Genomic DNA, 13,786 nt, shown 5'->3' on the forward strand with positions numbered 1-13,786 from the left:
GTGAACGACGCTCAGGCCCTTCCCGATCCCCCCGTCGCCGAGCGCCGCTCGACGATCCGCTCCCACCACGGCGACACCTTCGACGACCCGTACGAGTGGTTCCGTGCGAAGGAGGATGCGGCGGTCCTCTCGCACCTCGACGCCGAGAACGCCTACACCGACGCCCGAACGGCTCACCTCGAGGGGCTTCGCGAGCAGGTGTTCCAGGAGATCAAGGGCCGCACCCTCGAGACCGACCTGTCCGTCCCCAGCCGCCGCGGCGCGTGGTGGTACTACGGCCGCACCGTCGAAGGCAGCCAGTACGGCATCCAGTGCCGCGCTCCCCTGGCCTCGCCCGACGACTGGACGCCGCCCGAACTCACCCCGGGAGAGCCCGTCCCCGGCGAGCAGGTGCTCCTCGACGGCAACATCGAGGCCGAGGGCACCGACTTCTTCTCTCTCGGCAGCTTCGAGGTCTCGACCGACGGAGGGCGCATGCTCTACGGCGTCGACGTCGTCGGCGACGAGCGCTACACCCTTCGCGTGCGAGACCTCACCACCGGCGAGAACCTCGCCGATGAGATCCCCGACACCTTCGCGGGTGCCTCGTTCTCGCCGGACGGTCGCTACGTGGTCTACACGACCGTCGACGACGCCTGGCGTCCCGACACCGTATGGCTCCATGAGATCGGCACGCCGGTCGATACCGACGTGAAGCTGTTCACGGAGCCCGACGAGCGGTACTGGGTCGGCGCGGGCTTCACCCGCAGCGACCGCTATCTCGTCATCGATGTCGGATCGTCGATCACCTCCGAGGAGTGGATCCTCGACGCCGACGACCTGCGCGGCGAACCGCGCGTGGTCTGGCCGCGCCGCGAGGGGGTGGAGTACTCCGCCTCCGACGCCGTCGTGGACGGCGAGGACGTGCTCTACGTGCTCCACAACGACGACGCTCTCGACTTCGAGGTGGTGCGGGTCACCGCATCCGACCCCCAAGGCGAACGGTCCGTCGTCATCGCCCACCGGCCGGGTCAGCGACTGCTCGGCGTCGACACGTTCCGCGACTGGGGGGTCGTCGGTTACCGCCGCGACGGCCTGCCCCGACTCGGCATGCTCGACTACGCCGATGGTGCGGTGCGCGAGATCGAATTCGACGAGCCGCTCTACAGCGTCGGTACGGGCGGCAATCCCGAGTGGGCGCCACCCCTCCTGCGTGTCGGTTACGGCTCGTTCGTCACCCCCGGCACCGTCTTCGACTACGAGATCGCCACCGGTGAGCTGCTGCTGCGCAAGCGCCAGCCCGTGCTCGGCGGCTACGACGGCGCCGACTACGGCCAAGCCCGCGTGTGGGCCACCGCTCAGGACGGCACCCGGGTGCCGATCTCGCTGGTGTGGAAGCGCTCGTTCGGCGAGGTGGGCTCGGCCCCGCGTCCGCTCCACCTCTACGGATACGGGTCGTACGAGCACTCGATCGAGCCCGGCTTCTCGGTCGCGAGGCTGTCGGAGCTCGACCGCGGCGTGGTCTTCGCGGTCGCGCACGTGCGCGGCGGCGGCGAGATGGGCAGGCAGTGGTACGAAGACGGGAAGACGCTCGCGAAGCGCAACACGTTCACCGACTTCGTCGACGCCGCGCGCCACCTCGTCGAGGCGGGGTACACGACCCCCGACCGGATGGTCGCGGAGGGCGGCAGCGCCGGCGGTCTGCTGATGGGCGCCATCGCGAACCTCGCTCCCGAGCTGTTCGCCGGCGTGCTCGCGAGCGTGCCCTTCGTCGACGCGCTCACCACGATCCTCGACCCCTCGCTCCCTCTGACCGTCATCGAGTGGGACGAGTGGGGCGACCCGCTGCACGACGCCGACGTCTACGCGTACATGAAGTCGTACTCGCCGTACGAGAATGTGCGCGAAGGCGTCGTCTACCCCCGCATCCTCGCCGTCACGTCGCTCAATGACACGCGCGTGCTCTACGTCGAACCGGCCAAGTGGGTCGCCCGTCTGCGCGAGGTGGGTGCCGACGCGATGCTCAAGTGCGAGATGGTCGCCGGTCACGGCGGAGTCAGCGGTCGGTACAACTCCTGGCGTGAGCGGGCGTTCGAGCTCGCTTGGCTGCTCGACGTGCTCGGCGTCGCCGACGCGTCCTGACCGCGCGCGACCGGCGCGCAGCATCCGCTCGCCGGTCGCGCAGGTAGGAGAAGGGCCCGGCGTAGGACGATCTCGGTCGGATCGTCCTACGCCGGGCCCTTGTCCTACGTCGGGCACAAGAAGGGATCAGCCGAAGAGCGCGGCGGCCTCTTCGTAGCGGTACAGCGGCACGGTGTTGAGCTCGCCGAGCGCGTCGGCGAACGGCACGCGAACGATGTCGGTGCCGCGCATGGCCACCATGTGACCCCAGTTCTGCTCGAAGAGCGCGTCGGCGGCGTGGAGCCCGAGACGCGTCGCGAGCACGCGGTCGAAGCCCGAGGGCGACCCGCCGCGCTGGATGTGGCCGAGCACCGTCGAGCGGGTCTCGATGCCCGTGATGCGCTCGATCTCGGGGGCGAGCACCTCGCTGATGCCGCCGAGACGGGGACGGTTGAACGCGTCGAGGCCCTTGTCGCTGAACGCCTCGCTCATGCCCTTGAGCGTGAAGCCCTCGGACACGACGATGAGCGGCGCACGACCGCGGTCGTGGGCGCGTGTGACCTGGTCGACGATCTCGTCGAGCGAGAGCGGCACCTCGGGGATGCAGATGACGTGGGCCCCCGCGGCGATGCCGGCGTGCAGGGCGATCCAGCCGACGTGGCGGCCCATCACCTCGGCGACCATGCACCGCTGGTGGGAGTCACCGGTCGTGCGCAGGCGGTCCATCGCGTCGGTGGCGATGTTGACCGCGGTGTCGAAACCGAACGAGTAGTCGGTCGCGCGCAGGTCGTTGTCGATGGTCTTCGGCACGCCGATGACGTTGATGCCGTCGTTCGAGAGGCGGTCGGCGGCCGCGAGCGTGCCCTCGCCGCCGATCGCGACGATGCCGTCGATGCGGTGACCGTAGAGGGTCTTGGCGATGTTCTCGGCGCCGCCGCGGGTGCCCTCGTAGGGGTTGGTGCGGCTGGTGCCGAGGATGGTGCCGCCGACCTTGGACAGCCCCTTCACCTCGTGGCGGGTGAGGGGGAAGAAGTCGGCGTCGACGACGCCTCGCCAGCCGTCTCGGATGCCCACGAACTCGATGTCGTAGTTCGTCGTGCCCTTGAGCACGATTCCGCGGATGACGGCGTTGAGACCGGGGCAGTCGCCGCCGCTCGTCAGAATGCCGATCTTCATAGCTGTGGTCCTCGCTGTGTCGGGTGGGAGAGCCGGCGACGTTGCCACACCGACCATAGCGTCGGAGGCGATGCGTCAGCCACTTGGCGGGCGCGTGTGCGGGTGCGGCGGCCGGTCTCCCGCCGCCGCACCCGGGATCACTCGCCGCCGAGAGTGCGTCGCAGCACGTGCATGAGCGCGCTCAGCTGCACCGAGTCGCTCGATGCCGGGTCGACCGCTTCGCCGTCGAGGGCGCGAGCGGCCAGACCCTGCTTGGAGTCGATGAGCTCGGCGATCTTGGTGTCGATCGTGTGCGCAGCGATGATCCGCCAGGCGGTCACGGGCTCTTCCTGACCGATGCGGTGCACGCGGTCGATGGCCTGCGTCTGCTCGGCGGCGGTCCAGCTCAGTTCGGCCAGCACGACGTTCGACGCGGCCTGCATGTTGAGCCCGACACCGGCTGCGGTGAGCGAGCACACCGCGATCCCGACGTCCGGGTCGTTGTTGAACGCGTCGATCGCGAGCTGCCGTGCGGGGGTCGTCTGGTCTCCGCGGATGGAGACGGTGCGAAGACCCGACGCGGCGAAGTGGGACTCCGCAGCATCCATCACGTCGATGTGCTTGGCGAAGAAGACCACCTTGCCGACGGAGCGCTGCAGCTGCACCGCGTAATCGGCGGCGAGGTGCGCCTTGGCCTGGCCGATCTTTCGCACCATCGTGAACACGTTCTCGGAGCCCGTGCCCGCGGCCTTCGACTCTTCGAGCTCGTTGTGCGCAACCAGCCGCACGATGTCGTCGTCGATCTCGCCGGGAGCGAGGCCCCGGTCGCCGCGAGCCTCGAGGATGCGGCGGTACCGCGCGGCGAGTCGTTCGCCCAGCTCGCGCTCGGCCTGGCGAACGGAACGACCGAATTCGTCGTCGAGCTCGACGGGGAGGTCGGCGATGAGCTTGTCGGGCAGGTCGGCCGCGACGTCCTTCTTCTTGCGGCGGACGATGCCCATCGAGATGACGGCCTCGCGCGCCTCCGGGTAGAACGCCTTGTCGGCCGGGGTGAGGCCGGTCGACTCGAGCTTGTCCATGAGCTCGGCACCGGGCTTCTCGCCCAGCGTCCAGCCGAGGAAGCGCCAGATCGCGTCGAAGTCCTCGACGTCGTTGATCAGCGGCGTGCCCGTGAGAGCGAGCATCAGAGGATCGCGAACCTGTTCGCGGATGCGTCCGGCGAGCGCCAGCACGTTCTGCGATCGCTGCGACGTGAGGTTCTTGATGAAGTGCGCCTCGTCGACGACCATGCCCTTGAGGCCGATCGAGCCCAGCCATGACAGGTGGCGATCGAGGATCTCGTAGTTGACGATGAAGACGTCGGCGAAGGCGTCGACATCGCGTCCATCGCCGCTGACGACCGTGGCCCGTCGCTGCGGAGTCCACCGGCCGACCTCGCGCAGCCAGTTCATCTTCACGACGTTCGGCACGACCACGAGCAACGGATAGGCGCCCGCCACCGACGCGGCGAGCACCGACTGAGCGGTCTTTCCGAGGCCCGGCTCGTCTGCGAGGAGGAAGCTGCGGTGCCCCTCGCGCACAGACTCGAGGAAACGGGACTGATGCGCCATGACCTCCAGGCCCTTGGGCGACAGCCGGTCGAACTCGGGCACCTCGGGAAGAGTCATGGATGCGGCGGATCCGCCCGCGCCGGTCTCGAAGGCCTTGAACAGCGGGCCCATGAGCTCCCAGCCGTCGAGCCGACGGCGCGGCGCGCTCTGGGACACGGCCGCGGTCAGGTCGGGCGCGAGGAAGGGGTTGGCCATCTGGCGCGACTCGATCGCGGGCGGCACGACCTGGCGCTCGGCCAGCGCGGCCGGCACGACCGGCTGCGAGACAGGCGCGACGTCGGTGATGATGAGCTCGTCCGGCGGCAGCTCGGCGCCCGACTCGATGAGCCAGTCGCGGCGCATGCGCCGCGCCACCGGCGACGTGGCCTGGTCGACCTCGAGCAGCTGGATGAGCGACGTGTCGCGCGCAGCGGTCTTGGCGAGGATGGTCGCCACCCCATCGAGACGCTTGAGCAGCTCGGCGCGGGCACCGGCGTCGAGGTCGGCCTCGGCCTTCACCCGCGCACGCTCTTCACGCACCAGGAAGGCGATCACCTGGAACTTCACGCGATTGGTCGGTCCGAGCTTGCCTCGCTGCGCCTTGGCCTCGACCTCGCGCACCTTGCGGGCGAGGATCGGGATGAGGGGTGCTTCGTCGTCGCGGCGTGCCGCGGAAGTCTTTCTGCGCCGCGATGAATTGTTCTGCGCGGCGGGTGCCGTGGTCGGCATGCTCCTCCTGAGCGTGTCAGCCGGATGACCCGGCGATGACCGGTCGAGCCGGTGTTGTCTACGATCCCGCGGGGGCGGTCAGCCGTCACGCACGCGGGGAGGGACCGTCGAACGGACGCGGATCGGCATCCTGGCCGATTCGTTCCGGCGAGTGCGGCACATTCCCGCGAGTGGTCCCCGACGCCCAGTCTAGCGTCTGGTGCCGATACATCACTCCCCGCGGCGAGGATGTCCGTCGCGGGGCCCCGGAGACACCGCTCGTTCTCAGCCGATGGGCGCGGCGCCCCCGGTCGGCGTCACCGGGCGCGTCGCAGGCGCAGGCTGTTGAGCACGACGAACACGCTGGAGAACGCCATCGCCGCCCCCGCCAGCATGGGGTTCAGCAAGCCCAGCGCCGCCAGGGGCAGAGCAGCGACGTTGTACGCGAACGCCCAGAACAGGTTGCCGCGGATGACCCCCATCGTGCGGCGGCTGAGCCGGACGGCGGTGACGATCGCGCGCGGGTCGCTGCGGACGAGCGTCACGTCTCCGGCGTGCATCGCCGCATCCGCTCCCCCGCCCATCGCGATCCCGAGGTCGGCAGCGGCGAGGGCGGCGGCATCGTTCACACCGTCTCCGACCATCGCGACGACGCGACCTTCGGCGCGCAGGCGCTCGATCTCGGCGAGCTTGCCCTCGGGGAGCACCCCCGCGCGCACCGTGTCGATACCCAGCTCGTGGGCCACCGCCTCGGCGACCCCGGCGTTGTCGCCGGTGAGCAGCACGACGTCGAGGCCCAGGCCGCGCAGGTCGGCCACGGCCCCGGCGCTCTCGGCGCGCACCGTGTCGGCGATCTCGAAGACGGCCCGCGCCCGCGGGCGCTCCTCGCCGACGGCCCAGCCCGCGACGACCACGGTGCCCCGGCGCTCGCCCGCGGCGACCGCGTCGGCGAGCGCCGGGGACAGCTCCGCGCCCTGCTCCGTCGCGAAGGCCGGGCGCCCGGCGAAGACGGCGACCCCGTCGACCGTGCCGATCACGCCGCGACCCGCGAGCGAGCGGACGTCGTCGGCCACCGCACCGGCACCGGCCGCGGAGACGATCGCCCGGGCGACGGGGTGTTCGGAGCCGCGCTCGACCGCCGCGACGAGCGCGAGCGCCTCGGCGGCGTCGGTCGCCCCATCGGTCACGACCGAGGCCACCGTCATGCGGCCCTCGGTGAGGGTGCCGGTCTTGTCGAGCACGACCGTGTCGATCTTCTCGGCCGACTCGAGCGCTTCGGGACCGGTGACCAGAATCCCCAGCTGCGCGGCGCGACCCGTGCCGACGAGCACGGCGATCGGCGTCGCCAGGCCCAGCGCGCACGGGCAGGCGATGATGAGCACCGCGACCGCGGCGGTGAAGCCGGCGGCGAGGGGCTGTCCGGCCAGCATCCACGCCGCGAGGGTGGCGACGGCCAGCACGATCACGATCGGCACGAAGATCGCCGACACGCGATCGGCGAGGCGCTGCACGCGGCTCTTGCCGAGCTGGGCGTCTTCGACGAGACGGGCGATCCGAGAAAGCCGGCTCTCGCTGCCGACCGATGTCGCCCTCACGACGAGGCGCCCGTCCGCGGAGATGGTGCCACCGGTGACCGGGTCGCCGGGGCCGACGTCGACCGGCACGGACTCGCCCGTGAGCATGCTCTCGTCGACCGACGCCGTCCCCTCGACCACCGCGCCGTCGGCGGCGATCGTTCCGCCGGGGCGGACCACGAAGAGCTCACCCGCGGCGAGGCGCTCGATCGGCACGGTGGTGCCGTCGGGGAGCTCGACGGTCTTCGCGCCGAGTTCGAGGAGCGAGCGCAGCGCCGATCCGGCGCGCCGGGTCGCGCGCTGCTCGACGAAACGTCCGAGGAGGAGGAACACGGTCACCGCGGCGACGACCTCGAAGTAGACGAGGGCGGCGGCATCGTGCACGGGGCCGAAGAGCACGACGTCGTGCCGCAGGCCGAGCTCTCCGGCATTGCCGAAGAAGAGCGCCCACGTGCTCCAGAGGTACGCGGCCACCGTGCCCAACGTGATCAGCGTGTCCATCGTCGCCGCGCCGTGGCGGGCGTTCGCCACCGTCGCACGGTGGAAGGGCCAGCCGCCCCAGACCAGGATCGGGGTGACGAGCACGAACGAGACCCATTGCCAGCCGGTGAATTGCAGCGCGGGCACCATTCCGAGCACCACGACCGGCAGCCCGAGGAGGGCGCTCACGATCAGCCGGGTACGCAGCGACGTCGCCCCGGGGCGGTCCTCGGTGTCGTGCACGTGGCCCTCGGCACCGTGGGCGTGGTGGTCGGGGGCGGATGCTGCGCCCGCCGCCGTCTCGTCGCGCCGCACCCGCGCGTCGTATCCGGCGCCGCGCACCGCCGCGACGAGCGCGTGGGCGTCGAGGTCGTCGGGGAACGTGACCCGCGCCGACTCCGTGGCGAGGTTGACCGCCGCATCCACGCCGTCCACGGCGCGCAGCCGCTTCTCCACGCGCGCCACGCAGCTCGCACAGGTCATGCCCTCGATGTCGAGAACCGCGGTGCGTCGTCCGTTCGGGTCGTGCTGGTCCATCACGCCTCCTTCGTCCACGTACACAACCACGATACCCCCCTGGGGTATTCCTGTCTCGTCGCGCAGACGGCCGTACAGTGAGCAGATGGCCGAGCAGATGACCCGCGATCAGAGAATGGTGCTGACGATCGCGATCCTGTCGTCGTTCGTGTCATTCCTCGACGGCACCGTGGTGACGGTGGCGCTGCCCGCGATCTCCCGCGACCTGGGCGGTGGCCTCACCACCCAGCAGTGGGTCGTCGACGCCTACCTCATCACCCTCGGCGCTCTGATCCTCGTCGCGGGGTCGCTGAGCGACGTCCTCGGCCGACTCGTCGTGCTGCGCATCGGGCTGATCGGCTTCGCCGTGACCTCGATCGCGATCGGGGCCGCTCCCACCTCGGAATTCCTGATCATCATGCGCGCGCTGCAAGGTGTCGCGGGGGCGCTCCTCGTGCCCAGTTCCCTCGCGCTGATCACCGCGAACTTCCGCGGCCCGGCGCAGGCGAGGGCGATCGGGGTGTGGACGGCGGCGACGACCGGCGCGATGATCGCCGGCCCGCTCGTCGGAGGGCTCTTCGTCGACCTGCTGTCGTGGCGCCTGGTGTTCTTCATCAACGTGCTCCCCATCGCCCTCACCCTCTTCCTCCTCGTCAGGCTCGGTCACCCCGATCACCGCCGAGAGGGCGCCCGGGTGGACTACCTCGGGGCGATCCTGTGCACCGTCGGGCTCGGCGGTTCCGTCTTCGCCCTCATCGAGCAGTCCGCGCTCGGGTGGGCCTCCCCGGTGATCTGGGGCTCGATGACGATCGGCGTGCTCTCCTTCGCCGCCTTCCTCCTGCGGCAGCGCTTCGCGCGCGACCCGATGATGCCCCTCGACCTCTTCCGCGCCCGGAACTTCTGGACCGGCAACGTCGCGACCGCGTTCATCTACGGCGCGCTGTCGCTCAACGGCTTCGTCCTCGGCGTGTATCTGCAGCAGGGCGCCGGCCTCCCCGCCACTCTCGCCGGCCTCGCATCACTGCCCGCGACGGTGCTCATGATCCTCTTCAGCTCGCGCGTCGGCGCTCTCGCGGGCACGTGGGGGCCTCGACTGTTCATGACCATCGGTCCACTCCTCGCTGCGGGGGGCTCTCTGCTGCTCCTCTCGATCGGCGAGGACTTCGACTACTGGTGGCAGGTGCTCCCCGGCATCATCGTGTTCGGCTTCGGGCTGACCCTCACCGTCTCCCCCCTCACCTCGGCGATCCTCGGCGCGATCGACACCAGTCGGTCGGGTATCGCCTCGGCCGTCAACAACGCGGTCTCGCGCGTCGCCGGGCTCATCGCGGTCGCGATGGTCGCGCTGATCGTGGGCGGGTCGATCGACCTCGACGGCTTCCACCGCGCCGCCGTCGTCACCGCAGCTCTCCTCGCGATCGGCGGGGTGGTCTCGTTCCTCGGCATCCGCAACGCCCCTCGCGCGTAGGCTGGGAGCCATGTCGAACCTCTCCGAGCGCGAGCTCGCCGCCACCATCGATCACGCGATCCTCAAGCCCGAGCTCGTCCGCGCAGACGTCGACGCCGAGCTCGACATCGCCGCCGAGTGGGGCGTTTTCAGCGTGTGCGTCCGCCCCTCCGACATCGCCTATGCCGTGCAGCGCCTCGACGGCACGGGCGTCGCGGTGGGAACGGTCATCGGCTTCCCGCACGGCACCACGTCGACCGCGGCCAAGACAGCCGAGGTCGCGCAGGCCCTGGCAGACGGGGCGAGCGAGGTCGACATGGTCGTGAACATCGGATTCCTGCGCTCCGGCTTCGACGACGCCGTCGCCGACGACATCCGCGCTGTCGTGAGCGCCGCGGAGGGGCGCATCGCCAAGGTCATCCTCGAGACCTCCTACCTCGACGACGAGCAGATCGCCCGCGGCAGCCGCCTGACCGAGGCCGGCGGCGCCGCGTTCGTGAAGACGTCGACCGGCTTCGGCGGCGGCGGCGCGAGCGTCGAGCACGTGCGCCTCATGCGCGCGAGCGTCGGTCCCGCCGTGCAGGTGAAGGCCTCCGGGGGCGTCCGCAATCTCGCCACCGCCCTCGCGATGATCGACGCCGGCGCCACCCGCCTCGGCACGAGCGCGGCCGCGACGATCCTGGGTGAAGCCCGCGCGATCGAGCGGGGCGACGGCCCCACCGGCGCGACCGACACGGCCTCGTACTGACCGAGCGCCGCTCAGCCTGCCGCTGAGAGTCCAAGACACCCGGGCCGCCCGAGGGCGCCGTCCGGGTGTTTTGGACTCTCGCGCGCGCGGCGGCGGTGTCAGTGGGCGCCGAGCACGGCCCGGACACGCTCGACGTCGTCGGCCATCTGCGCCTTGAGAGCCTCGACGCCGTCGAAGGCGACCATGCCGCGGATGCGCTCGACGAAGCGCACCTGCATCAGGTGCCCGTACAGGTCGAGGTCGGTCTCGTCGAGCACGTAGGCCTCGACCTGACGAACGAGGACGTCGTCGAAGGTGGGATTGACGCCGATACTGATCGCCGCCGGATACCGGGTACCCGGGCGCAGACCGTCAGCCGAACCCTCGTCGATGAGCCAGCCGGCGTAGACCCCGTCGGCGGGGATGAACCCCTCGAGGTCGGGCGAGAGGTTGGCGGTCGGGTAGCCGAGCTCGCGGCCGCGCTTGAGTCCATGGACGACCTCGCCCCACACCGACGGGGCTGCCCCGAGGAGCTTGCCCGCCGACGCGACGTCGCCCTCGGCGAGCAGTTCGCGGATCCAGGTCGATGACACGCGCCGGTCGGAATCGATGGCCCGCACGTCGTCGACGATCTGCACGACGAACCCGAAGCGCTCCCCCATCGTCCGCAGCAGCTCGGCGTCACCGGCCCCGCCTCGCCCGAACCGGAAGTCGCCCCCGACCAGCACGCTGCGAACGCCGAGCGCCCCGACGAGCACATGGCGCACGAACTCCTCGGCGTCGAGACTCGCGAGTTGCTCGTCGAAGGTGAGCATGAGGGTCGCATCCACACCGGCGCGTTCGAGCAGTTCGATCTTCTGGGTGACGCCCACCAGGCTCACGGGGCACAGATCGGGTCGCAGCACGCTCAAGGGGTTGCGATCGAAGGTGACGGCCACCACCTTCGCGCCCGTGGCCGCAGCATCCACCTTCGCCCGGTCGATGACGGCACGATGCCCGGCGTGGACGCCGTCGAACTTGCCGATGGCGACGACCGAGGGCCCGAACCCGGCGGGAACCTCCGAGGGGTCGCGAAATGTGATCACCAGGACGACCTCTCCATCGGCTCGGACTCGGGCACGGCGACCTCACGCCCGGGGCGGTGCGTCACGAGCCACCAGATGCCGACGAACGGCAGCACCAGCGGGACGAAGACGTACCCCGACCCGAACCACGACCACACGGTCTCCTCCGGGAACAGGTCGTGCCGGATCAGGCTGAACACTCCGACCACGAGCACCCCGACGAGCTCGAACGAGATCGCCGCCCACGCGACGAGGTACCAGACGCGGGAGGCGGAGAAGATCAGGGCGAGGGTCGCGACGATATACACGGCCGCCGAGATGGCCGAGAGCGTGAACGCCAGCGGTGCGTGGTCGAAACGCAGCACGATCTGCACGAAGGAGCGCCCGGTCGCGGCGAGGGCCAGGATCGCGTAGACGACGACGAGAACCCGGCCGACGCCGGTCATGTTCCGGGTGCGAGTGCGGGATTCCATGGCTCTTCGATCTTAGAGTCGCGCGGGGCGGGTGCTCTCCGTGCGCGCAGGATGAGGCAACGCCTCACCCGATCTGGACGGTCCAGATCACGTGCATGCGCCACACCATGATCGCCACCGAGGCGGCGCCGATGCCCATGATCACGGTGCTCCACCGACTGCGTTCCACGAGCGCCCACGCGACAGCCGCCGGCGGGATCAGCACCGCCGAGACCAGGTAGACCCAGAACTCCAGCGCGCTCCCCGTCGAGGGGTTGCCGGCGAACGGGGCGATGATCGCCGTCACGACCTGCGCGATGAGCAGCACCTCGATCAGCGCCAGGCTGCCGACCGTGACGTCGCCGGGACGCCTTCCCGCGAGCCCGGCGATCACGGCCACCAGGGCGGCGACTGATGCCACGGCGACCTGTGCGAGCGTGAACCAGAGGATCATGCGTTCTCCCCCGTCGGCAGGTTCATCACGCTCTTGACGTCGACGCCGCGTCGTTCGACGACGCCGATGAGCACGCCCTCGGGATCGATCGCGGCGGCGGGCGACGCGGGCAGACGGGATGCTGCCCCCACGAGGCGCTTGCCGTGCCGGAGGTCGCGCGCCTCGTCGGCCGAGACCTGGAACGCTCCGAGAACCGTCGCGCCCGCATCGGCCGGAGTGAGAAGCGGAACACCCGCCAGGGCGTCGAGCTGCGCCGCATCCGTCACCGAGAACGGGCCGATCCGCGTGCGCCGGAGTGCGGTCAGGTGACCGCCGACGCCGAGAGCTGCACCCAGGTCGCGCGCCAACGCACGGATGTACGTGCCGCTGGTGCAGTCGACCACGACGTCCAGCTCGATGCGATCGTCTTCGCGCCGGCGTTCGATCACGTCGAATCTCGAGACGACGACGTCGCGGGCCTTGAGTTCGACCTCGACGCCCTGGCGGGCGAGGTCGTACGCACGACGGCCGTTGACCTTGATCGCCGACACCGTAGTCGGCACCTGCGAGATCGCACCGGTGAGTGCTGCGATCCCCTCGTCGATCGCGCCATCCGTCACCGCGGCGATGTCCGAGAGCGAGGCACGGTCGACGACCTCCCCGTCGGCGTCATCGGTATCGGTGGTCGCCCCGAGCAACATGGTGGCGGTGTAGGTCTTGTCGGCGCCGACGATGAACGTGAGCAGGCGCGTCGCGGCGTCGACCCCGAGAACGAGCAGCCCCGTCGCCATCGGATCGAGGGTGCCGGCGTGGCCGACCTTGCGGGTGCCGCGCGCCTTCCGCGCGCGCGAGACAACATCGTGACTGGTCATGCCCGCCGGCTTGTCGACGAGCAGCACGCCTCCCGCGGGCATCAGCAGAAGTCTCCGAAGATCCGCGTCGGGTTCTCGGGATCGGTGTTCTCGATGAGAGCGGATGCTGCCGCCCCCGGGTTCGACGAGCGCCGGTAGGAAGCGACGGCATCCCGGACGGCGGCGTTCGAGGCGGCGGCGGGGTCGGCATCGGCACGGCCGTCGTGAGCGAGTCGCGCGAATGCCGACGTCGGATGTGTTTCGAGCCACACCGACCAGTTCCACAGGCCGCGCAGCTCGCGGGTGAGCAGGAAGTCACCGTCGACGACGAGCAGCGCGTCGGCGGGGGCGGTCGTCGCTTCCGCTGCGGGCGTGAGAGAGAAGCCCTCCGGCGACGAGGAACGGAACGGCTCCACCAGTAGGCGGCGCACCTCGTCGGCGTCGAGACGGCCATCGGCATCCGCGAAGTCGGCGGCGGAGGCGCGCAGCGCCGTCTCGCCCTCCTCCGTGAAGGCGGCCGCGAGGGCGTCGGCGACGGCCGCCTGGCCGGATCCGGGGGCACCGTCGACCGCGACGATCACGCGTCCGCGGCGAAGGTTCTGTCGCACCTCGGCGCGCAGCTCGCGCATCATCGAGGCGGCCGAGGGGCTCGGGGAGTTCATCCCTCCAGCGTACGTTCCTCCGCACCCC

At 70.6% G+C, this 13,786-nt stretch carries 11 protein-coding genes; 3 read left to right on the plus strand and 8 right to left on the minus strand.

The genetic code is table 11. From position 1 onward, the window contains the following. Positions 1-2,121 (plus strand): S9 family peptidase, encoded by a 2,121-nt coding sequence (locus ABTU82_RS14215; protein ID WP_116647378.1) that lies wholly within the window; start codon positions 1-3, stop codon positions 2,119-2,121. Between the two features lie 126 nt (positions 2,122-2,247). Here the strand turns inward: ABTU82_RS14215 and ABTU82_RS14220 are convergent, their stop codons facing one another. The 3 genes from ABTU82_RS14220 to ABTU82_RS14230 all read right to left on the minus strand — a co-directional run bounded on the left by ABTU82_RS14220 (position 2,248) and on the right by ABTU82_RS14230 (position 8,143). Then, on the minus strand, positions 2,248-3,276 hold the full coding sequence (locus ABTU82_RS14220; protein ID WP_116647379.1) for a 6-phosphofructokinase: 1,029 nt from the start codon (positions 3,274-3,276) through the stop codon (positions 2,248-2,250). Positions 3,277-3,413: 137 nt separating this feature from the next. Further along, positions 3,414-5,573: a DEAD/DEAH box helicase gene (locus tag ABTU82_RS14225; protein WP_116647380.1), complete on the minus strand. Its 2,160-nt coding sequence runs from the start codon at positions 5,571-5,573 to the stop codon at positions 3,414-3,416. 296 nt (positions 5,574-5,869) lie between these two features. Continuing rightward, positions 5,870-8,143, minus strand: coding sequence for a heavy metal translocating P-type ATPase (locus tag ABTU82_RS14230; RefSeq protein WP_407173906.1), 2,274 nt, complete (start codon positions 8,141-8,143; stop codon positions 5,870-5,872). Positions 8,144-8,228: 85 nt separating this feature from the next. On the opposite strand from ABTU82_RS14230, the gene ABTU82_RS14235 reads away from it, so the two are divergent. Both ABTU82_RS14235 and deoC read left to right on the plus strand, forming a co-directional pair. After that, a complete protein-coding gene (locus ABTU82_RS14235) occupies positions 8,229-9,590 on the plus strand; it encodes an MFS transporter (protein ID WP_407173907.1) in 1,362 nt (453 codons plus the stop codon). A 10-nt stretch (positions 9,591-9,600) separates the two neighbouring features. Further along, positions 9,601-10,317, plus strand: coding sequence for a deoxyribose-phosphate aldolase (deoC, locus tag ABTU82_RS14240; protein ID WP_116647382.1), 717 nt, complete (start codon positions 9,601-9,603; stop codon positions 10,315-10,317). A 98-nt stretch (positions 10,318-10,415) separates the two neighbouring features. Here the strand turns inward: deoC and ABTU82_RS14245 are convergent, their stop codons facing one another. The 5 genes from ABTU82_RS14245 to ABTU82_RS14265 form a co-directional block, all read right to left on the minus strand. Further along, complete coding sequence (locus ABTU82_RS14245) at positions 10,416-11,381, minus strand: bifunctional riboflavin kinase/FAD synthetase (protein WP_116647383.1); 966 nt, start codon at positions 11,379-11,381, stop codon at positions 10,416-10,418. Further along, positions 11,378-11,833: a hypothetical protein gene (locus ABTU82_RS14250; RefSeq protein ID WP_116647384.1), complete on the minus strand. Its 456-nt coding sequence runs from the start codon at positions 11,831-11,833 to the stop codon at positions 11,378-11,380. The genes ABTU82_RS14245 and ABTU82_RS14250 overlap by 4 nt, the downstream gene beginning before the upstream one ends. A 64-nt stretch (positions 11,834-11,897) precedes the next feature. Continuing rightward, complete coding sequence (locus ABTU82_RS14255; protein ID WP_407173908.1) at positions 11,898-12,266, minus strand: hypothetical protein; 369 nt, start codon at positions 12,264-12,266, stop codon at positions 11,898-11,900. Next, positions 12,263-13,159 (minus strand): tRNA pseudouridine(55) synthase TruB, encoded by an 897-nt coding sequence (gene truB, locus ABTU82_RS14260; protein ID WP_407173909.1) that lies wholly within the window; start codon positions 13,157-13,159, stop codon positions 12,263-12,265. Before truB ends, ABTU82_RS14255 begins: the two co-directional genes overlap by 4 nt. Next, entirely contained in the window at positions 13,159-13,758 is a 600-nt protein-coding gene (locus ABTU82_RS14265; protein ID WP_116647387.1) for a nucleoside/nucleotide kinase family protein, read from the minus strand. Before ABTU82_RS14265 ends, truB begins: the two co-directional genes overlap by 1 nt. Between the last annotated feature and the right edge of the window lie 28 nt (positions 13,759-13,786).

Source organism: Microbacterium deferens, assembly GCF_045517775.1.
GTDB lineage: Bacteria > Actinomycetota > Actinomycetes > Actinomycetales > Microbacteriaceae > Microbacterium.

What these genes read in the sequence shown, in the direction of transcription:
- deoC (WP_116647382.1), top strand. Translation starts at nt 9,601, where the DNA reads ATGTCGAACCTCTCCGAGCGCGAGCTCGCCGCCACCATCGATCACGCG.
- ABTU82_RS14225 (WP_116647380.1), bottom strand. Translation starts at nt 5,573, where the DNA reads ATGCCGACCACGGCACCCGCCGCGCAGAACAATTCATCGCGGCGCAGA.
- ABTU82_RS14265 (WP_116647387.1), bottom strand. Translation starts at nt 13,758, where the DNA reads ATGAACTCCCCGAGCCCCTCGGCCGCCTCGATGATGCGCGAGCTGCGC.
- ABTU82_RS14220 (WP_116647379.1), bottom strand. Translation starts at nt 3,276, where the DNA reads ATGAAGATCGGCATTCTGACGAGCGGCGGCGACTGCCCCGGTCTCAAC.
- ABTU82_RS14230 (WP_407173906.1), bottom strand. Translation starts at nt 8,143, where the DNA reads ATGGACCAGCACGACCCGAACGGACGACGCACCGCGGTTCTCGACATC.
- ABTU82_RS14255 (WP_407173908.1), bottom strand. Translation starts at nt 12,266, where the DNA reads ATGATCCTCTGGTTCACGCTCGCACAGGTCGCCGTGGCATCAGTCGCC.
- ABTU82_RS14250 (WP_116647384.1), bottom strand. Translation starts at nt 11,833, where the DNA reads ATGGAATCCCGCACTCGCACCCGGAACATGACCGGCGTCGGCCGGGTT.
- truB (WP_407173909.1), bottom strand. Translation starts at nt 13,159, where the DNA reads ATGCCCGCGGGAGGCGTGCTGCTCGTCGACAAGCCGGCGGGCATGACC.
- ABTU82_RS14235 (WP_407173907.1), top strand. Translation starts at nt 8,229, where the DNA reads ATGGCCGAGCAGATGACCCGCGATCAGAGAATGGTGCTGACGATCGCG.